Source organism: Sphingobium sp. DN12, from assembly GCF_051058005.1.
Classification (GTDB): Bacteria; Pseudomonadota; Alphaproteobacteria; order Sphingomonadales; family Sphingomonadaceae; genus Sphingobium; species Sphingobium yanoikuyae.
Genome location: NZ_CP173717.1, coordinates 3,393,891 through 3,412,378, shown reverse-complemented (window position 1 = coordinate 3,412,378; position 18,488 = coordinate 3,393,891). Strand labels below are relative to the sequence as shown.

Genomic DNA, 18,488 nt, shown 5'->3' with positions numbered 1-18,488 from the left:
CCAGAGTCAATGGCATTTCGTTCTTCATATGTTCCATGTTAAGGAGATGGCTTCGAGTCCCGGCAAGGAGGTCCCATCATGTCACGGCTGCATTGCGCGCGGGCGAGCATCGCCGAGATCGCGGCGCACTTCGGGGTCGATCCCTTGCCGTCGGTCGCGGTACCTGAGGAGACGGTGGAAGGGCTGCCGGGGCTGGTCGTCTTCGAGAAAGGCGGCCGGCGCCTGTTGCGGTCCATGACATGGGGTTTTCCGCGCCTGACCAAGGATATGCGCGCGCGCGGCGAAGAAGCGGGGCGGATCGGCTTGGTCGCTGATCTCACCAACCCAATGTGGGAGGAGATGGTGGTCGATCCGCGCTATCGCTGCCTCATCGTGCTCACCCATTTTGCCAATCCCGATGGCGTGCCCGGTGCCAAGACCAGGACCTGGTTTTCGGTGAAGCGCCAGCCGATCATTGCCTGGGCCGGATTCTGCCGAAACCTGCTGAGCGAGGGGCCGGTCTATGCCGGCATGACGATGGAGGCCAATGCCGCGATTCCGCCGACCAACGACCGGATGCCGGTGCTGCTTGATCCCCATGACTATGACGCCTGGCTGCATGGCGGCATCCAGGATGTGATCCGGTTCCAGTTCCGTTCGCCCTTTGCGGCAGAACGGATGGAGGTGCAGCAAACCGAGGATAGCTGGCGCAGCAAGGCGCCGCCGCCCGGAACGCAGGCGCAGGCGCTTTTGCTGTAGTCGGGGCGAGAAATTTGCCGGCTATCCTGCCAGACAGGCGGCTTTCCCGTCTTTCGCGCCATGATAGGATGAAGCTGGAATCGCCAACTGCTCCAGCCGCTTCGTTCGAACAGGAGGTCAGCCATCTGCAATCTCTACACCGAGCGTCTGAGCGCTGCCGAGGTGGCCGCCCATTTCGGCGTCGCCAACCCGGTCATGTCCAATGCCGGTGACGAGGTCTATCCCGGCACGCCGGGCCTCGTGATCCGGGAGGAAGCCGGGCAGCGCATCATGCAGTCGATGACCTGGGGCTTCCCGTTGCGCCTCAAGGGCATGGCCCCGACGGCAAAGCCCAAGCCTGTCAACAATATTGCCGATCTCGCCAAGCCGATGTGGAAAGGCCTGGCGGCCAAGCCGCAATGGCGCTGCCTCATCCCGCTGACGGCCTTTGCCGAAGCGGAGGGTCAAAAGGGCGCTAAGACCCGGACCTGGTTCAATGTGAAGGGACAGCCGATCTTTGCATGGGCGGGGCTATGGCGCGTGAGCGATGAATGGGGGCCTGTCTATTCGGGCGTAATGACCGATTGCAACGAAGCCATCCGGCCTGTGCATGATCGCATGCCGGTGCTTCTCATGCCAGATGATTATGAGCGGTGGCTTCACGGCTCATTTGATGACGCCGTGTCATTTCAGGACTGAACCGCACCGGGTCTGCCGGAGGCATTGGGTTGTGAGTCACGCTGCCATATCGATGTTGGCCGCGGCAGCATAATATTGTTCTTCGGCTTCGGCAGGAGGGATGTTGCCGATGGACTCCAGCAGCCGACGATGGTTGAACCAGTCGACCCATTCGAGCGTGGCATATTCGACTGCTTCGAAGCTGCGCCATGGTCCACGCCTGTGGATCACCTCAGCCTTGTAAAGGCCATTGATCGTCTCGGCCAAAGCGTTGTCATAGCTATCGCCGACGCTGCCGACTGAGGGTTCTATCCCGGCTTCGGCGAGACGCTCGGTGTACTTGATGGAGACGTATTGCGACCCGCGATCGCTATGATGGATGAGGCCGCCCCGATGGGCCGGCCGACGATCGTGAAGCGCCTGTTCCAGAGCATCGAGCACGAAGCTGGCATGGGCCGTTCTGCTGGCCCGCCAACCTACAATCCGCCGAGCATAGGTATCGATGACGAAGGCAACGTAGACGAACCCCGCCCAGGTCGCGACGTAGGTGAAGTCCGACACCCACAGCATGTTCGGCGCTGGCGCGTAGAACTTGCGGTTGACGTGATCGAGAGGGCATGGCGCCGCCTTGTCACTGATAGTTGTGCGCACCGGCTTGCCCCGGATCACCCCTGCCAAGCCCATCTCCCGCATCAACCGCGCGACTGTGCAGCGGGCGACCGGAAAGCCTTCCCGCATCATCTGCCGCCAGACCTTGCGCACGCCGTAGACCGCGAAGTTCTCGGCGAATACGCGCGCGACCTCGGGCTTCAGGGCGACGTCCCGCTGCGCCCGCGCCGACAGGCGTGTCGGATCCTGCCGCTTTGCGACGCGCTCGTGGTAAGTGGATGGGGCGATCGGCAGGACACGGCAGATCGGCTCGACCCCATAGGCATCGCGGTGATCGTCGATGAAGGCGATCATCGCCGGAACGGGCGGTCGAGCTCCGCCTGGGCAAAATATGCCGATGCCTTGCGCAGGATCTCATTGGCCTGTCGCAGCTCGCGGACCTCGCGCTCCAGTGCCTTCATCTTGTCGGCTACCTCGGTCGGGACGCCCGCGCGCTTGCCGCTGTCGACCTCAGCCTTCTTCACCCACTCATGCAGCGTCTGCGGAACGCAGCCGATCTTCTCCGCAATCGAAACCACCGCTGCCCAGCGAGAGGGGTAATCACGTTCGTGATCGATCACCATACGCACCGCGCGCTCGCGGACTTCCGGCGCAAACTTGTTCGTTGTCTTGCTCATACAGGCTCCACCTTCTCAGGAGTTGGAGCCTCCGGCAAACCCGGGGCGGTTCAGACCGCTGCTTTCCCGATGCGTTGATCGAGATGACGCGCACCAGCGAATTATGGGTGAAGAAGAAGTCGGTAGTGGTCGAAACTCCGTCGTTCCTGTGACGCGGGAGATGGAACGCTGGGCCGAAGCGCTGGCCGTGGATCGTCAATATGGCGCTGGGGCGGCGGAGTTCATCGCTGGACGCGTGAAAGATCTCGCCATCAAGGGTGACGAAGCCGGCGTCATGCGCTGGCTTGCAATCGCCGATTGCCTCGATGTCCTTGCGGCTGGAGGTACGATCCAGTGAGGTGGTGGCCGGGACGCATGGTTAGGCACCGAATTGCAGCTAGCTGAGCGAAGTGGACAATTCGAACGGACTGCAAATCCCTAAATTTGCCACAGACGAGGCTAGTGAGTTTGGTTTTTTACCCCTAGCCTCGTCTTCAGAAAAACGAATGCCTAAGTCATGGCATTCTAGTTTTCCTTAGGCTGCGCGCCCTTGGCTAAGGCCCGCATTATCTTTGAGGTCGCGCCTCATTCGGTTCACATAAGATTCGACATCAACCAGAATGGTGGGCGAGAAATGCTTCGCCATGTCCGCAGCCAACGCCGTCAATGACGCGTCTGTCGATTCGGCCGTCAAGATTACAGGGCTGAACGAATATTCGATCCGATGCGCATCTGGGTCGCCCACATCTACTTCGTCGCCTGCCTCGCAGAACGCGGTTTCGGCGGGCGCCTCTAGGATTTCAGCGACGGTGGAGAAACTGTGACCTGATACAAAGGAGTGGCAGATGTCCGAAATCTCCGCATCATCAGCATCTTCTTCCTCGATTTCAGCGAGGTAGGTCGTCAATTCTGGCAGCAGCTTATTCACGAGGTCGCGCGCCTCGCCTATGGTCGGTACTTCTCCGATTTGCCACATACTCATCTGGCCGTTGGCGACGTCGATCGGCATCGCACCTGGTTCGAACTGTTCGACCCAAGCTGCGCCATCGCGATGGTCGAGCAACAGATATACTGGCCAGTGGAGGCCAGGCAGGTTCGCGGGCGTGTAAAGTGCATGCACCTCCGCATCGCCAACACAATTTTCTGCTTTCATAAATTCTCCTTATCGTTTGTTAAATCACAGTTTTCTTCGGGATTGGGTTTTATCGCCGGTTTATCAAGGCGGTGGCAACAGCCCAGGCGGTAATGCGAGTGCCGGCGTTTGTTCAAACAGTGCTTCGAACTCGACAGTCGCGAATGTCCCAGGCTTTGCCTCTTCAAGGCCAGGAGAATTCGGATTTATGCGGTCACCTGTGTTTACCTCCGTGTCTTGATGTGACGAGACACTGATAGCAGCCGCGCAAATGCGGGACTTGAGGGGAGGTTAGAAAAGTTTCGGCGAGAAGACTCCCCTGTTTTCCAGGAGCTTCAGAAGTTACCGGCGGGCAGAATGAATGGGGAGTCAGAGAAGCGGTGCGCTATGAACAGCGGCAAAATCGACAATGACTCGGTGGACTGACGGGCCGACACGTTCGAGATGCTGGCCGATGATCTCCAGCGACACTGGACGCTCATCTTCAACGACTACCCCGACGTTGAGGACATACGCGTCATCGGGATAGATCTGACCCAGCGCGGTATCGACACCGGGGCGGCCAAAGCCGCGAAAGCCGCCAAGAAGGCGGCGAAGATGTCGGGGAAAATGGCGAAACCAAGCTCGGAAAAGGGTCATAAAAATGAAAGTAGCGAGGACAGTAGAAGCGCGGTGCGACCGAGCGTCACCGAACGTCCAGCTCATTGGATCGTTTGCTGAAAGCGGCCGGTCTGTAGCCGGCCAGAGCTGTGCGGCGGAGCTGGCGTAAGCGGCCCAGCGGCTACGCGCCCATCCCAGCCGTTCGGCTGAAGAAAACTCGCGCCTATGAGCGGTCAGTCCGGTTATGGCCAAGGCTGGGACAAAACCGACGTTCGCGAGCTGCGCCGGGAACGGCAGGTTCCCGTCCAACACCTGCCGTTCCTGAAGCACTGATGATCGTTTCCCGGAATGCGAGGGATGGCCGATTGCGGAATGGCAGCTTCTCGTCGGCCGAGATGCACTAGCTGCCAGTCCGGTTCCGGGTGGGAAATCATCGAGGCACGAAGCGTGCGATTGCCGTCGAGCATGGCCATCATCCCAGAGCAAGGGGGTAGCGGAATATTGGACCGATGTGCATAGCAAGTCATGCCCCGGCGCAAAGACATATGGAGATGCGGGATCGTCCATCAGCCGATGGCTGCAATCATCGCATCGGGCCGGATCGATAGCGCGTTGACATGGCTCCCGGAGGAGCCGGCATTCCAGTTTCTTGCCGATCCATTCGGATGGAGAGGTGCGGACGGAACGCTTCACATCTTTGCCGAGCATTATGATTATCGCCATCGTCATGGCACGATCATGCGCCTGTCGCTCGATGAGCATCTGTCGGTTGTCGAACGGCGCCTTTGCCTGAGTGAGCCCTGGCACCTGTCCTACCCCCAGATTTTCGCCGGCGAAGGTGCGACCTGGATGCTGCCCGAGGCGCATCGATCGGGCGCGCTGACGCTTTATCGCGACCATGGCGGCCTGGCTGACTGGCGGCCGGAACTGCGCATCGCACTGGACTGCGTTCCGGTCGATGCAACGATCCTCCATCATCAAGACCGCTGGTGGCTCTTTTATTCGCCGGCCACCTCAAAGCAGACAAAGATATCGCAGCTTCATATCGCCTGGGCCGAGCGCCTGGCGGGCCCCTGGATCGTGCATCCGCGCAATCCCGTGCGCGTCGATGTGACATCATCGCGCCCTGGTGGCTCGCCCCAGATCCTGTCCGGACATGTCGTTCTGCCGGTCCAAGACTGCAGCAGCACCTATGGCGGAGCCATCCGTCCTCTCTGGATCGACAGGCTGGATGAGGCGAATTTCAGCGCGAAAGCCGGCGACGCCATGCCGGTCCCATTGTCCGCCGGCGCCTATCGGGACGGCATGCACAGCCTGACCGCATGCGGGGAGATCAGCCTGGTCGATGTGAAGCGGATCGACCGATCCGCACGCGGGCTGGCGCTGGAAATCAGGCGTGCGCTTGGCGGATATGGGTGAGAATGGCTGTACCTGTTCTTTCGAAACGCTCTCTTGAGTAGCGCTGGTTCACCAGGTTTCGTGCGGCCTGCCCCATTTCTTCAAGCCTTGAAGGCGTAGCAAGCAGGGTCTCCAGCGCATGGGCGAGAGCATCAGTATCTGCCGGTGCGCAGGTCAGGCCGCTGACGCCCGGCATGATCGAATAGGGCATTTCCCCGACCGCTGAAGCGATCACCGGCAGCCCGGCCGCCATCGCCTCATGCGCGGCGATGCAAAAGCCTTCGGATCGTGACGGCTGAACATAGAGATGCAGTCCGGCGAGGAAGCTCTTGGGGGCATCGGTAAATCCGGCGAATTCGACATCGACCCCTGCGTTGCGAGCCAGCATCTCCAGGCGACCGCGCTCGCTCCCCTCACCCGCGATCGCCAGCGAGAATGGAGGCGTGGCAAGGCCCCGAGCCTTGATTTGCGCCAGGGCCGCGATCAAGATGTCATAGCCCTTGACCCGATGAAGCCGTCCCAAAGAACCGATGCGGATCGGCTCGCCGGCCTGCCATGGGGATGCCTGCGGCATGGCTGGATCGACGGCGTAGATGGGCCAGCAGCGTAGCCGCTCGTCCGGAACCTGGAGTCGATGCTGCGTCAGATCGGTGACGGACTGCGAATCCCCCACCCACAAAGCCGCCCTGGGCGCCAGGAGGCGCATCAGCCTTTCATTCCAGGGCTTGAGGAAGGCAGCATGCTGCCAGCAGACGACCGGAAGTCCGAGGGAAGGCCCGATAATGAGACCAAGGATCGTGGCACGGCTGAGCGACGTCCAGATATGGGTCGCGCCCCAGTCCATCAGTTCCCGCCGTAGCCACAAGGCGGCCGCCAGATGATCGCCTGTCCCGCCTTCCCGAACGCGCGGAAGCAGCCCCGCCTCGATAATCGCGGGCAAGCCGCGCCTGTCGCTTGGCCGAAGCGCGAACAACCGCACCTGCGCGCCGCCGGCGCGCAGCACGTCGGCTATGGCGGGCACGGGCTGCGCAGCGCCGCCGCCTTCGACCGAATTGATGACATAGGCAATGCGCATGCCGTTCACTGCGACAGGCTCCGGTGCCAGGCCAGGCCGCCCAGCAGGAGACTGGCAATCAGGGCCTGACCAACGGCCTGTATCCCTGCGCCCATCAGCCCGAACGACCCGAGCAACCAGGGCAGCGCCGGCAGGAAAATGAGGCTCGCAAAGAGGTTCGCGCTCATCGACAGGGCCGGATATCCCATAGCGGAAAGCGCAGAACTGCAGGGCGGTCCGACCAGCGCGATTACCCGCGCAATGATCAGAACCACCATGACCGCGCCGGCCGCCTGGAACGCGCTGCCCGCCAGCAGGGTAACCATCATGGTCGGGAAAAGCGCCGCCAGGATGACCACGGGCAAGGCCGCGGCGATCGCGATCAGAATGACGCGCACAAGCGTGCGGCGGAGCGGTGCGCCGCCTTGGCCGGAGGCAACCATCCCTGCCAGTTCGGCATAGGCGGTGTTCCCCAATATCTGTGCCGGCTGCGAGATGATCACGGTCGCGCGCTGGGCGACCGCGAAAAGCCCGGCGACGGCAGGCCCCATGACCCAGCCGACGATCAGCGGTGCGAGCCGCCCAGCCAGTTCCGCTAGCGTGACATCGGCATTGCTGGCCACCAGGAACCGCCAGATGCCGGCATTTTCGCTTGCCACATTACCCGCCTGTGGACGGATCAGGACCGCGCCCAGTCTTGTGTAGGCACAGATAAGCCCCATGCCCCAGAGTACCGCGAACTCGGCGATGGCGGCCAGCAGCCAGGCAGCGAGGAAGCCCTTGAGCCCCCAGCCGAACAGCAGCGCCAGCGAGGCTCCGCACAGGCGCACGAGCGGCTGGACCATATTGTGCAGGCCGATAAGGTCGAAGCGGTCGATCAGTTGCAGATAGCCCGCCGGCGTAGAGCGCACCGATCCCAGCACGGCGAAGCTGTAAGGAATGGCGAAAGCCATGGTTTCGGGCGGCCAGCCCAGATGTGGTCCGACCCAGGGCGCCAGCAGCATGGCGGCGATGATCGCCGCGACGCCGCCCGCCAGTTCGACCTTGGCACCGAAACGAAGCAGACGTGCGAGGCGGTGCGATGCCCCTTCCTGTCGCGCCTCCGCGCCATAGCGCACGATCGCCTGCCAGGCCGGAAATTCGACGATGCCGCATATCGCCGTCACATAGGCATGGACGAGAACCAATATGCCATAGTCATGCGGCCCCAGGGCGCGCGCGGCGATGACAAGATAGACGAGACTGATGAGCCCGGCGCCGGCCTTGCCGCCGAGCACAAGTCCCAATCCCCTGAAAATACGCCCTGTAACGGTTGCTCGTTCGATCATGGGCGTTGGGCAGGCCAGTCTTTCATGCGCAGGGCATCGCCCGTGCCGTTGCGTGCCGCAAGACGCCGGCCGAGGAAAGTGTAGAAATACCAGTCCAGGGCAAATCGCGGCGTGTAGCGGTAGATCAGCCGTTCGGCCCGTGTCCAGCTTACGGCCTTGCGGCATGATCGCCGCGCTGAGGGAAAACAGACATGATCCCGGTCGTAGATGGCGCGGCCATGCGTCATCACGCGATGCACGATTTCATGATCCTCAAGGACATAGGGCCATCGTTTGGCGTCGAAGCCGCCTGCTGCCCGCAAGGCATCCGTGCGATAGGCCTGGGCATAGCCACCGGCATGACATTTCGCCGAGAAACGTCGGCTCTTGCGCAGGATGAAATCGGTCCGTTTTCGTGACTCAGCGCTCTCCAGCGGCGCATAAAGGTCGATGGCCATCACCGAGGCCGCTTCCGGATCGCCCGTAAACAGGTCGAGGATGCGCTTTACATAGTCGATCGGATATTCCGTGTCCGCATCACAGATCGCCACAAAGGCGGTCTCAACCCTCGACAGGCCAAGCGCCATGGCGTGAATTTTCCCGGGGGTCGGGCACGACAATATCTCTGCCCTGGATCCGAGAGATCGGGCTGCCTCGCGCGCTTGTTCGGTGCCGTTGTCAGTCGAGCCATTGTCGATAAGAAGCAGTCGGAAACGAATATCACTTTGAATCGCAAGGGTCTGAACCGTCTTGTCGATCCAGCCTTCCTCATTGAAGAAAGGCAGAATGATGGTCAGCGAGGACATCAGGCAGCACGAAAATTGCTGAAGCCAACGACGTTGCCTCGGCGCTTGTCTGCAAGCTGCGTGATGACCGCCGCTGCCCGGTCTGACGACGGTCGGCCGTCCAGATCGAAGCTGTCGGCGAACAGATTCTCCTGAATGGCTTGGTAGTGATCGCGATGCAGACCATTTGCGCGGGCGAGAGCCGGGCCAAGATCCTTGGGATCCGAGATGACTTCGCCGGCTCGCCAGTGCGCAAAGTTCGGATCCCCCCGCCAGTCGATGCCATGGCTGTTGAGAAACACACAGGGTCGCGGACGCAGCAGAAATTCATAGACCTGGCTACTCGCGTCGCCCAGATAGACATCGGCGATCAGCGTATAGCTCATATCGGTCGATGCCCGGCTGCCGAGGTCAATATGGATATTGTCGCCATGCAGAAAGCGCTTCGCGATGGTCCCCGGGCGATTGACGCTCAACTTGTCTATCGTGACTACGAACGGCCTTTCGAAGAGCATTACATGGGGTGCAAAAATAAGCTCTTGCGCATCCCGCTCGACGAAATGATCGAGCACCTGTCTGCCATGCTTGTACCAGGAAGAAAGATGCGGCGAGCAGTGCGGATTATATAAAATGATCGGCCGCTCGCGGGAAAAATGCTGGGTTCTGCCCGCCTGCCGAACAAGATCGAATTTGGGATAGCCCACGATGCTGATGGTAGAGGGATCAATCCCGGCTTCAGCGATCAGCCGGCGACGGATCTTCTCGCCCGAACACAGAACATGGTCGAACCCGGCACTGGCCTTGTCAAAGCCGATCGCACGATCGCCCGCGCCATGACGCGTATGAATCATGAAGAGCTTGTCGAGGCCATAGCGCTTCTTGAGGAGCAGAGATGTCTTCTCCGCCACGACAAGCATGTCCAGGCTACGGAAAAATTCGAGATTGTCCCGATAGAGCAGCAATTTCCTGGCCGGGATCATGCTGCCCAGCATCCCGACAAGCCGCTCCGACCGCGTCGTCAGGCCGAGTTCGACATGCTGGATCCTTGATCCCAGTAACGGTCCCGCCAACCGCCGCACCTCATGGGCCAGGCGATCATTTGTTGTTGCGATGATGATCTCGCCGGCAAAACCGCCCGCAGCGAGTGAAATCGCTATGGGCAGGCTGTGGGCCAGTTGGTGGATCTGATCATGGTTGAACAGGAAGCCGATGCGCATGGGGCGCTGACGCCGTGGCACTGGAGCCACCTCAGCTCACGAACGAAAAATATTTGCGGAAGGCGCCATCCGATGAGTTTTGCGATCTGGAGCTTCGTTCTCTCCATATTCTGTACGATTGGCCCGTTGATAGCAGGGCGCTTTCAGACCTGTGGCTTGAAGGTCAGTTGCTGCGGGCAATTACCTTCAATGCCATTCCGGCGTTGCTGCTTTCCGCCATTTGCGCCGTTCGTTCCGTCCTGCAGAATATCCGGCAAGCCGTTGCGCAGACCCGACCTGATCGCATCGACGGGCGATGCCATATCATCCTTGGGGCTGAAGCGTCGGAAAGGTGACTTGCACACACATGCCGGCACTATCCTCACAGATTGTGCAATGTGCTTGATGCAAGTTCGCTATCGCGGCCACGAGCGCCAGCCCCAATCCGGAGCCCTCGGTGTTGCGACTGGCATCCAGGCGATAGAAGCGACCGAACACCTTTTCCCGCTCGTCTGCTGGTATGCCTGGGCCATCATCGCAGATCTCGATGACAGGCGAAGTATCCTGATAGCGGAGTCGTGAGGTGATCCGTGTGCCGGCAGGCGTATGAACGAGGGCGTTTTCGATGAGGTTGATCACCAATTGGGTAAGCAACTCGCCATCGCCATGGATCAGAATATTTCCGGCATGGTCGGCAAGGAGATGGTGGTCGCCATCTTCCGCAACAGGCTCATAGAGTTGCTGGATCCGATCCATGAGTTCGCTCAAATCCACGGCCTTGAACCGCCTGCGCCCAATTCCTCCCTCCACGGTGCCAATGCGCAGAAGGGCGTTGAATGTGGCAAGCAGGCCCGATGTCTGTGCCAGCGCTGCCTCCACTGCCGCCGGCTCGATCGGATCGGCATCCCGCATCTGCTCCAGTTGCTGGTGCAGCCTTGTGAGGGGGGTACGCAGGTCGTGGGCTATGTCGGTGGAAACCTGGCGGAGGGCCTCCATAGCCGCCTCGTTGCGATCGAGCATGATGTTGAGATTGTGGGCGAGCCCGTCAAATTCCGGGCCAAAGCCGATCATCGGCAATCGCTCCTCCCGCTCGCCTTCGACAATCCGGCTTACCGCCAGATTTACGCGTTCCAGGCGCCGCAGGAATAGGACGGCCGCCAGGAAACCGCCCACCAGAACGAACAGCGTAATGCCCACCCCGCTGAGCAGGGTGAAGGCAAGGAGGCGACTGCGCAGATCCAGCACATCGAAATTGTCGGTGGCGACGACCAGCGTCAGGCCGTCCGGTAGGCTCGTCCCCAGCGCCGTCAGCGTCTCCAACCGACCGCTGACCGGGCCGCTGTCATGCTCAACCATTTCGAGCGCATATGTGCCAACCCGGGCCGCGCTGACCGGCAGGTCGCCGGCAAGACGCCGCCGCTGCGCATCGACCAGCAGATAGTGAAATTGCGCGTCATCGCCCACGCTCTGGTGGCGCGCGATGGCATCGGTCAGGCCCGATTGTCCTAGCTGCGCATATTCGCCGCCAAGGATGGCAACTTCCGCCTTCAATCGGCCGCTCGTCGCCTCGGCTGCATAATGTCCAATCTGGCTCCGAACAGTGAACAGAAGTGCCCCAGCCCCGATCGCAAAGATCAGGGCCAGCAGCACGGCAAATCGAAACGCCGCGCTACGCAAGGGCGCACGCAGCACGGCTTCAAACGTCATCGATACGATATCCCGCCCCGCGCACGGTCTGGATCAGTTCCCTGCCAAATCCGCGATCGACCTTGGCGCGCAGCCGACTGACATGGCTTTCGATGATGTTGGTTCTCGGATCAAAATGGAATGACCAGACATTTTCGAGGAGCATCGTCCTTGTGACGATCTCCCCGGCATGCAGCATCAGATATTCGAGCAGCTTGAATTCCTGCGCCTGCAATTCGATCCGATTACCGCCTCGGAGCACCGTTCGCTTGATCCTGTCCAGGCTGAGATCGGAGACCTCAAGAACGGAAACTGTTTCGGCGATGGGCGGACGACGCGCCAGCGCATTGACGCGGGCAAGCAGTTCGGTCGCGGCGAAAGGTTTGGCGAGATAGTCATCTGCGCCCGCTTCAAGCCCCTCGACGCGGTCTTCGACGCCATTCATGGCGGTGAGGAACAGGGCTGGCGCTCTCACGCCAGCTGCGCGCAGCGCTTTCAAGACCGCCAATCCGTCAAGGCCCGGTACCATTCGGTCGAGAATGAGGACGGCATGGTCCCCGCTTGATCCCAGGAAGATCGCATCGCGGCCATTGTCGCACACATCCAGCACATGACCGGCAGCAGTCAGGACGCGCTCGAGATGGACGCGCGTCGTTTCATCATCCTCGAGCAGCAGCAGCTTCATCGCCCGTCCTCATCGCACGATCCTGGTCTTCAACAGAAGGATTTTGCTTCATCTTCCTTCGTCCCCGCAAGTTGGGGATTATCAATGTTCGCGTCACGCTGCGCGAAACTGGCGACCGCTAGAGCGGGTAATGCGCAGATTCGCGCAGGAGGATATCGCCATGAAAAGGATGCCAACCGCCCTGGCGGCTGCCCTGATTGGCAGCATTGCCACGATGCTGCCCGCCGCGCCCGCTGCAAAACTCAAGGGCAGCCAATATGCTGCTCAATCCAAGCTCTCGCTCGCTGCTGCGCGGATGGCGGCGCTCAAGCTGCGCCCCGGCACGATAACCGATCAGGAACTGGAAAAGGAAAAGGGCGGCAGCGGACTGCGCTATTCCTTCGACATCATGAGCAAGGGACGGGCCTATGAAGTGGGCATCGACGCCGTGACGGGCAAACCGCTCGAAAATGTGCCTGAAGGCCATAACCCGGATTGAGCGCCTGGTACCGGGCCAGGCCAACCGGCCCGGTCGCTCCATAAACAGGGGTCAGCCTTCTCATGCCACGTCGCCTTCCCATGTCTGCAAGCCTTAGCCTGCTGGCACTGTCGCTTGCTGGCTGCGCGCATTATACGCCTCTGCCGCTCGCAACCCAGGCGCCGCTCGCGCCTGATCTTCGCTCGCTGGATCCGTCCATCCCCAGCGAACCGCTTGGCGTGGAGCAGGTGGTTACCCTTGCCCTTGCGAACAATCCCGATCTCAGGGCGATCCGGTTCAAGCGCGGCATCGCCACCGGACAGACATTGCAAGCCGGCCTTCTGCCCAATCCGTCGCTGAGCGGCGCACTGCTGCCGCTGCTATCCGGCGCCGGCAGCGTACCGGCGTGGAATCTGGGCATTGCGCAGGATATCAAGAGCCTGGTCACCTACCGTTCCAGGCGCCGTGCCGCCGCCGACAGTGAACAACAGGTCGCAGCCGACATCATCTGGCAGGAATGGCAGGTTGCAGGCCAGGCGCGCCAACTCGCCTGCGACCTCATCATGGGGAACCGCGCCCGCCCGAGCTATGCTGGAGCCTACACGCTTCTGGTCGAGCGCAACACCAAGCTTGAGAAGGCATTGGCAGCGCATAGCGTGACGCTGGTGACGGTCGCGCCCGATCGACTGGCTTTGCAGTCTGCCCGCGCCGCGCTCGATGCCCTGGATCAGCGTCAACTTGGTCTCAAGCATCAGCTCAATGCATTGCTGGGCCTCACGCCCGACGCGCAGCTTCCATTGGCCGAGCAGGTCGATCTCCCACCATTCGACATGGCAGCGATCAGGGCCGATCTTCCCAACTTGCCGGCTCGCCGCCCCGATCTCATAGCCCTGCGCATGGGCTATGCCTCGTCAGACGAGCAAGTGCGCCAGGCGATCCTTTCCCAATTTCCCGACATGAACCTTGGCGGAAGCGTCGCAAGCGACAATGCCAAGGTCATCAATGGTGGCCCGAATATTCAGATCGGCCTGCCGATATTTGATCGCAACCAGGGCAATATCGCCATCGCCCGGGCTACCCGCGAACAGCTTCATGCCGATTATTCCGCGCGGCTCGCGGCCACGATGGGCACAGTCGAAGCCATGTTGAGCGAGGCAGAGCAGCTTTCAGCCCAGCTCATGACGGCCCGGCATGATCTTCCCGCCGCACGCCTTGCTGCCGAGCGGGCACAGGCCGCCTTTGGCGCGTCCAATCTCGACGAGCGCGGCTATGTCGACCTCGTTTCCAATCGCTTCACCAAGGAGCAGGAAATCATGACACTCGAACTTGCGCTCCTCGATCGCCAGATCGCCATACAGACCCTCATCGGATCGGGCCTGCCCAAGGCAGATGCGCTGACTGCGCCGGATGCGGCACGATGAAGGGCGCAGCTTTCCTTGCGCCCATCGTCCTGCTTCTTGCAGGATGCGGAAATACGCCAGTGGCGCCGAGCGATGCGCCGACGACATTGGTCAGCACAGTGACAGCGCGGCGTGGCGCACTGCCGGCAACGCTCGACTGCTATGGCACCGTGGCACCTGCCATCAATGGAACACAGAGCCTGAGCGTTGCGCAACCCGGACAGGTTACCGCGCTGCTGGTAGCGCCCGGCACGGCCGTGAAAGCGGGCCAATCCCTGGCGACTTTCATGGTCGCGCCCTCGGCCCGCAGCGCTTATGAGCAGGCCTCGAGCGGGCTGGCTGCCGCGCGCAAACAGGCTGCGACGACAGCGCAACTCCTCTCGCAACAACTCGCGACCCAGGATCAGCTCACCCAGGCGAACAAGGCGGTTTCCGACGCGCAACATGCACTCGCAGCCCTTCAGGCGGAAGGGGCGGGGCAGGCAGCCCGCACGCTTGTCGCGCCCTTTGACGGGATCGTGACCAGCATATCTGTCGCACAGGGCGATCGCCTGCAGGCTGGCGCCCCGATCGTCACGGTTGCCAGGGCCGGTGGGATTGTCGTCACCGTTGGGGTCGATCCCGCCGTCCATGGCCGCGTAGCGGTAGGCATGCCTGCATCGCTCAAGCGGCTTTCGGGCGGGCAAAGCCTGGCAGGACAAGTCGTTCGGGCAGACAGCGCTCTTAACCCACTCACCCGACTGATCGATGTTGATGTCAGCTTCCCGGCTGGCGCGCTGCTCCCCGGCGAAGCCATGCAGGTAGCCATCGAGACCGGCCAGGTTTCCGGCTGGATCGTGCCACATCAGTCGGTGGTGACGGCTGGCGGCCCGGCCCGCCTGTTTCAGGTGGCCAATCGCCAGGCCCGGGCGATCCCGATCCGCATCCTGCTTGCCTCCGACCGGGGCGATGTCGTCGAGGGCGCACTTGATCCAGGCAAGCCGCTGATCGTCTCGGGCGCCTATCAGGTCAGTGACGGCGACGCCGTGCGGTGGAGCAACTGATGCTGGAATATCTGCTCCGTACGCAAGCGCGTACATTGGTTCTCATCGCCATGGCGCTTGCGCTGGCAGGTGTCGTTGCATCGCTATCGCTGCCCACGGGACTGTTTCCCCAGGTGTCCTTCCCTCGGGTGGTGGTCGATCTCAACGCCGGAAGCCGTCCGGCCGACCAGACGGCGCTCACAATTACCCGCCCGGCAGAAGAAGCGATCCGCGCCATACCCGGCGTCCAGAATGTCCGCTCGGAAACGAGCCGCGGATCGGCGCAGATCTCGGTCGATTTTGGCTGGGGGCGCGACATGGTCGCCAGCACTTTGCTGGTCGACACGGCTTTGGGGCGGATATTGCCGTCGCTGCCCGCCGGCACCCAATATGACGTCCGTCGCATGGATCCTACGGTCTTTCCGATCATCTCCTATGCGCTGGTATCCGAGCATGGCGACCCGGTGGCCTTGCAGGATTTGGCCACCTATCAGATCACGCCCCTGCTTTCATCGATCAATGGCCTGGCGCGTGTCGGTGTCCAAGGCGGTGATACCGCCGAGGTACAGGTGCTCGCCGACCCATATCGATTAGCCGATCACGGCCTGTCGATGACCGACCTGGCCAGCGCAATCCGCAATGGCAATGTGTTGAGCGCGGTCGGCCAGGTGCAGGATCGCGGCCGTCTGTCGTTGGTCATCGCCGACCGCAGCATCATCAGTGCGGGCGACGTCGGCAACATCGTCATCAAGGCTGCAACTGCCGGGATCGTTCACGTCCGCGATGTCGCGACCGTCCAGGACGGCGCGGTTCCGGTTTGGCAGCGCATCGTCGACGACGGCAAGCCTGCGGTGCTGTTCAATATCTATGAGCAGCCCGATGGCAACGCGGTCCAGATAGCCCGTGAAGTGCAGGCAAAGCTGGCTGGCGTAAAACTGCCAGCCGGCGTCAAGCTGGTGAACTGGTATGATCAAAGCGAACTGGTCACCCAATCTGCAGCAAGCGTGCGTGATGCCGTATTGATCGGCCTTGTCCTGGCCGGCCTCGTCCTGTTGTGGTTCCTGCGCAGTTGGCGCGTGACGCTGATCGCGGTGATCGTCGTCCCCGCCACATTGGCAGCGACAATATTGCTGCTTTCGCTGCTCGGCATGAGCTTCAACATCATGACCCTTGGCGGCATTGCAGCGGCCGTCGGCCTGCTCATCGACGATGTAATCGTGATGGTCGAACATATTGCGCGGCGGGCGGGCGCCCTTGGCAGCGATGGGAAGCCACTCGGCGACGCCGCCGTCCTGCCCGCAGCGCGAGAGTTCATGGTACCACTCACCGGCTCCAGCCTTGCCACCTTGATCGTGTTTCTGCCGCTGTCCTTCCTGACCGGCGTGACCGGTGCCTTTTCCAAGGCTCTTTCCATCACCATGGCCGGAGCACTGGCTCTTTCCTGGGCGATGACGGCCTTCGTCGTTCCGATACTCGCGCGCTGGCTGATCGATTTCAACCAGTGGCATGATCCTGGACTGGCCGGTGACGGACGTATTGGGCGTCTACATGAGCGTACGCTCGATCGCCTTTCGGCTCGTCCATGGCTCCTTGCCATGATCGCAGGCCCGCTGCTGCTGATCGGCTTTGTCGGCTATTCCAATGTGCCCACCGGGTTCATGCCGAAGGTCGATGAAGGCGGCTTCATCATGGATTATTTCACGGCGCCCGGCACATCGCTCGAGGAGACCGGCCGACAGGTCGGGCAGATCGATGCGATGCTGCGTGCCAATCCCCAGGTGCTGACCTTCTCGCGTCGCCTCGGCACCGGGCTCGGGGGCGACCTCGGACAAAGCTATCATGGCGACTATTTTGTGCGACTGAAGCCGGATCACAGCACGCCGACCGAAGTGCTTGCCGCCTCGATCGCAAGCGAGATCGCCATCAAGGTTCCCGGTGTTGAAGTGGAAGTCGCGCAGTTGATGGAGGATCTCATCGGCGATCTGACGGCTGTTCCTCAACCGATCGAGGTAAAGCTTTATGCCGCTGATCCTGGCATTCTACAGAGCGAGGCACGCAAAGTTGCAGCCTTGATCGGGCAAATTCCAGGCGTCATCGAGGTGAAGGACGGCGTGCAACTCGCCGGCGACGCGCTCAACGTCCATGTCGATCCTGTTCGCGCCGGAATCGAAGGAGTCGCCCCCGCAGATGTCGAGGCGCAGCTTTCCACCGCTCTTACCGGGGCGATCGCCACGACACTGGCGCAGCCCAGCAAGGCGGTCGATGTGCGTGTCCGCTTGGCCGAGACAATGACGCTCAGCCAGGATGGCCTGTCTCAACTGCCGATCCGGGCTGGCGACGGTCATATATTTCCGCTCTCGCGGGTCGCCACGATCGAGGCCGTCACCGGCCAACCGCAGATTGCGCGCGAGAATCTCGAGCCGATGGTGGCTGTGACGGGGCGTATCCAGGGGCGCGGTATCGGCGCAGCCGTCGGTGACGTAACCAGGGCGCTCGACAGGCCGGGGGCACTTGGCACCGGCGTGCGCTACGAAATGGGCGGCCTCTATCAACAGCAGCAGATCGCCTTTGCAGGACTGATCAAGGTGTTCGCCATGGCCCTGGTCGCCGAACTCATACTCCTGCTGATCCTGTATCGGCGCTTCTGGCTGCCGGTCATCATCATCGGCTGTTCCCTGCTTTCGACCACCGCCGTCTTTACGGCCCTCTGGCTCGCGGGCGTGGACCTCAACATCACCGCTCTCATGGGCATGACGATGATCATCGGCATCGGCACCGAAATGGCGATCTTCTACGTGTCCGAGTTCGAGGAACTCTGCCGCGTAATGCCCGCCGCACAAGCCACCCGGGAAGCCAGCCGGAATCGCCTGCGACCGATCCTGATGACGACCCTGGCCGCAATGTTGACACTCCTGCCGCTGGCGCTGGCTATCGGGCAGGGATCGGGCATCCAGCAGCCGCTGGCGATAGCGATCATCGCTGGCCTGCTGCTTCAGTTCCCGCTCGTGCTGCTGGCGATGCCAGTGCTGGTGCGACTGACTTTGCCGCGCGGCGAAACGGCACAAGCCGGGACGGGAGCCCTACCGGCCACATGACCATATCAAGA

17 protein-coding genes, 1 pseudogene and 1 other annotated feature are annotated in these 18,488 nt (G+C 61.6%); of the genes and pseudogenes, 8 read left to right on the top strand and 10 right to left on the bottom strand.

Going from position 1 to position 18,488, the window contains the following annotated elements:
• The first annotated feature begins 78 nt into the window (after positions 1–78).
• Entirely contained in the window at positions 79–738 is a 660-nt protein-coding gene (locus tag ACI6S0_RS16010) for an SOS response-associated peptidase family protein (protein ID WP_037522658.1), read from the top strand.
• Between the two features lie 123 nt (positions 739–861).
• Positions 862–1,413 (top strand): annotated as a pseudogene (locus ACI6S0_RS16005) (SOS response-associated peptidase); the annotation flags it as partial.
• Positions 1,414–1,452: 39 nt separating this feature from the next.
• Here the strand turns inward: ACI6S0_RS16005 and ACI6S0_RS16000 are convergent.
• Positions 1,453–2,681, bottom strand: a protein-coding gene (locus ACI6S0_RS16000) for an IS3 family transposase (RefSeq protein ID WP_120249343.1) whose coding sequence is annotated in 2 segments (ribosomal slippage) — positions 1,453–2,393 and positions 2,393–2,681 — 1,230 coding nt in all. Because the reading frame shifts where the segments join, the coding sequence is not laid out codon by codon here.
• Positions 2,284–2,400 (bottom strand) — a sequence feature (AL1L pseudoknot). Its footprint overlaps the gene before it by 117 nt.
• 103 nt (positions 2,682–2,784) lie before the next feature.
• Between ACI6S0_RS16000 and ACI6S0_RS15995 the strand changes: the two genes are divergently transcribed.
• The gene (locus ACI6S0_RS15995; RefSeq protein WP_434403658.1) at positions 2,785–3,018 is read left to right on the top strand and encodes a DUF6961 family protein; all 234 of its coding nucleotides are present in this window, start codon (positions 2,785–2,787) and stop codon (positions 3,016–3,018) included.
• 177 nt (positions 3,019–3,195) lie between these two features.
• On the opposite strand, the gene ACI6S0_RS15990 is transcribed toward ACI6S0_RS15995, so the two are convergent.
• Both ACI6S0_RS15990 and ACI6S0_RS15985 read right to left on the bottom strand, forming a co-directional pair.
• Complete coding sequence (locus ACI6S0_RS15990; protein ID WP_037522652.1) at positions 3,196–3,813, bottom strand: hypothetical protein; 618 nt, start codon at positions 3,811–3,813, stop codon at positions 3,196–3,198.
• Between the two features lie 348 nt (positions 3,814–4,161).
• Entirely contained in the window at positions 4,162–4,701 is a 540-nt protein-coding gene (locus ACI6S0_RS15985) for a hypothetical protein (RefSeq protein ID WP_155276518.1), read from the bottom strand.
• A gap of 264 nt (positions 4,702–4,965) precedes the next feature.
• Between ACI6S0_RS15985 and ACI6S0_RS15980 the strand changes: the two genes are divergently transcribed.
• On the top strand, positions 4,966–5,811 hold the full coding sequence (locus tag ACI6S0_RS15980) for a glucosamine inositolphosphorylceramide transferase family protein (RefSeq protein ID WP_010335866.1): 846 nt from the start codon (positions 4,966–4,968) through the stop codon (positions 5,809–5,811).
• Here the strand turns inward: ACI6S0_RS15980 and ACI6S0_RS15975 are convergent.
• From ACI6S0_RS15975 to ACI6S0_RS15945, 7 genes are all read right to left on the bottom strand, one after another.
• Positions 5,783–6,865: a glycosyltransferase family 4 protein gene (locus ACI6S0_RS15975; RefSeq protein ID WP_017183057.1), complete on the bottom strand. Its 1,083-nt coding sequence runs from the start codon at positions 6,863–6,865 to the stop codon at positions 5,783–5,785. The genes ACI6S0_RS15980 and ACI6S0_RS15975 overlap by 29 nt on opposite strands.
• A gap of 5 nt (positions 6,866–6,870) precedes the next feature.
• Positions 6,871–8,121: a lipopolysaccharide biosynthesis protein gene (locus tag ACI6S0_RS15970; protein ID WP_010335868.1), complete on the bottom strand. Its 1,251-nt coding sequence runs from the start codon at positions 8,119–8,121 to the stop codon at positions 6,871–6,873.
• Between the two features lie 47 nt (positions 8,122–8,168).
• A complete protein-coding gene (locus tag ACI6S0_RS15965; RefSeq protein ID WP_010335869.1) occupies positions 8,169–8,957 on the bottom strand; it encodes a glycosyltransferase in 789 nt (262 codons plus the stop codon).
• The gene (locus tag ACI6S0_RS15960; RefSeq protein WP_010335870.1) at positions 8,957–10,153 is read right to left on the bottom strand and encodes a hypothetical protein; all 1,197 of its coding nucleotides are present in this window, start codon (positions 10,151–10,153) and stop codon (positions 8,957–8,959) included. The genes ACI6S0_RS15965 and ACI6S0_RS15960 overlap by 1 nt, the downstream gene beginning before the upstream one ends.
• Before the next feature lie 143 nt (positions 10,154–10,296).
• Positions 10,297–10,455 (bottom strand): hypothetical protein, encoded by a 159-nt coding sequence (locus ACI6S0_RS15955; RefSeq protein ID WP_017183059.1) that lies wholly within the window; start codon positions 10,453–10,455, stop codon positions 10,297–10,299.
• A gap of 1 nt (position 10,456) precedes the next feature.
• Positions 10,457–11,839 (bottom strand): sensor histidine kinase, encoded by a 1,383-nt coding sequence (locus ACI6S0_RS15950; RefSeq protein ID WP_010335871.1) that lies wholly within the window; start codon positions 11,837–11,839, stop codon positions 10,457–10,459.
• Entirely contained in the window at positions 11,829–12,503 is a 675-nt protein-coding gene (locus tag ACI6S0_RS15945; protein ID WP_010335872.1) for a winged helix-turn-helix domain-containing protein, read from the bottom strand. The genes ACI6S0_RS15950 and ACI6S0_RS15945 overlap by 11 nt, the downstream gene beginning before the upstream one ends.
• Before the next feature lie 160 nt (positions 12,504–12,663).
• On the opposite strand from ACI6S0_RS15945, the gene ACI6S0_RS15940 reads away from it, so the two are divergent.
• The 4 genes from ACI6S0_RS15940 to ACI6S0_RS15925 all read left to right on the top strand — a co-directional run bounded on the left by ACI6S0_RS15940 (position 12,664) and on the right by ACI6S0_RS15925 (position 18,477).
• Entirely contained in the window at positions 12,664–12,981 is a 318-nt protein-coding gene (locus tag ACI6S0_RS15940) for a PepSY domain-containing protein (RefSeq protein WP_010335873.1), read from the top strand.
• An 80-nt stretch (positions 12,982–13,061) separates the two neighbouring features.
• Entirely contained in the window at positions 13,062–14,381 is a 1,320-nt protein-coding gene (locus ACI6S0_RS15935; protein ID WP_010335874.1) for a TolC family protein, read from the top strand.
• The gene (locus ACI6S0_RS15930) at positions 14,378–15,403 is read left to right on the top strand and encodes an efflux RND transporter periplasmic adaptor subunit (protein WP_017183061.1); all 1,026 of its coding nucleotides are present in this window, start codon (positions 14,378–14,380) and stop codon (positions 15,401–15,403) included. Before ACI6S0_RS15935 ends, ACI6S0_RS15930 begins: the two co-directional genes overlap by 4 nt.
• Positions 15,403–18,477 carry an efflux RND transporter permease subunit gene (locus ACI6S0_RS15925; RefSeq protein ID WP_017183062.1) on the top strand — a complete coding sequence of 1,025 codons (3,075 nt, stop codon included), beginning with the start codon at positions 15,403–15,405 and terminating at the stop codon, positions 18,475–18,477. Before ACI6S0_RS15930 ends, ACI6S0_RS15925 begins: the two co-directional genes overlap by 1 nt.
• Positions 18,478–18,488: the final 11 nt, after the last annotated feature.

Excerpts from the sequence above, each read along its gene's own strand:
- ACI6S0_RS15950 (WP_010335871.1), bottom strand. The coding sequence starts at position 11,839 with ATGACGTTTGAAGCCGTGCTGCGTGCGCCCTTGCGTAGCGCGGCGTTT.
- ACI6S0_RS15930 (WP_017183061.1), top strand. The coding sequence starts at position 14,378 with ATGAAGGGCGCAGCTTTCCTTGCGCCCATCGTCCTGCTTCTTGCAGGA.
- ACI6S0_RS15935 (WP_010335874.1), top strand. The coding sequence starts at position 13,062 with ATGTCTGCAAGCCTTAGCCTGCTGGCACTGTCGCTTGCTGGCTGCGCG.
- ACI6S0_RS15955 (WP_017183059.1), bottom strand. The coding sequence starts at position 10,455 with ATGGCATCGCCCGTCGATGCGATCAGGTCGGGTCTGCGCAACGGCTTG.
- ACI6S0_RS15945 (WP_010335872.1), bottom strand. The coding sequence starts at position 12,503 with ATGAAGCTGCTGCTGCTCGAGGATGATGAAACGACGCGCGTCCATCTC.
- ACI6S0_RS15990 (WP_037522652.1), bottom strand. The coding sequence starts at position 3,813 with ATGAAAGCAGAAAATTGTGTTGGCGATGCGGAGGTGCATGCACTTTAC.
- ACI6S0_RS15965 (WP_010335869.1), bottom strand. The coding sequence starts at position 8,957 with ATGTCCTCGCTGACCATCATTCTGCCTTTCTTCAATGAGGAAGGCTGG.
- ACI6S0_RS15925 (WP_017183062.1), top strand. The coding sequence starts at position 15,403 with ATGCTGGAATATCTGCTCCGTACGCAAGCGCGTACATTGGTTCTCATC.
- ACI6S0_RS15975 (WP_017183057.1), bottom strand. The coding sequence starts at position 6,865 with ATGCGCATTGCCTATGTCATCAATTCGGTCGAAGGCGGCGGCGCTGCG.
- ACI6S0_RS16010 (WP_037522658.1), top strand. The coding sequence starts at position 79 with ATGTCACGGCTGCATTGCGCGCGGGCGAGCATCGCCGAGATCGCGGCG.
- ACI6S0_RS15980 (WP_010335866.1), top strand. The coding sequence starts at position 4,966 with ATGGCTGCAATCATCGCATCGGGCCGGATCGATAGCGCGTTGACATGG.
- ACI6S0_RS15940 (WP_010335873.1), top strand. The coding sequence starts at position 12,664 with ATGAAAAGGATGCCAACCGCCCTGGCGGCTGCCCTGATTGGCAGCATT.
- ACI6S0_RS15960 (WP_010335870.1), bottom strand. The coding sequence starts at position 10,153 with ATGCGCATCGGCTTCCTGTTCAACCATGATCAGATCCACCAACTGGCC.
- ACI6S0_RS15995 (WP_434403658.1), top strand. The coding sequence starts at position 2,785 with ATGGGTGAAGAAGAAGTCGGTAGTGGTCGAAACTCCGTCGTTCCTGTG.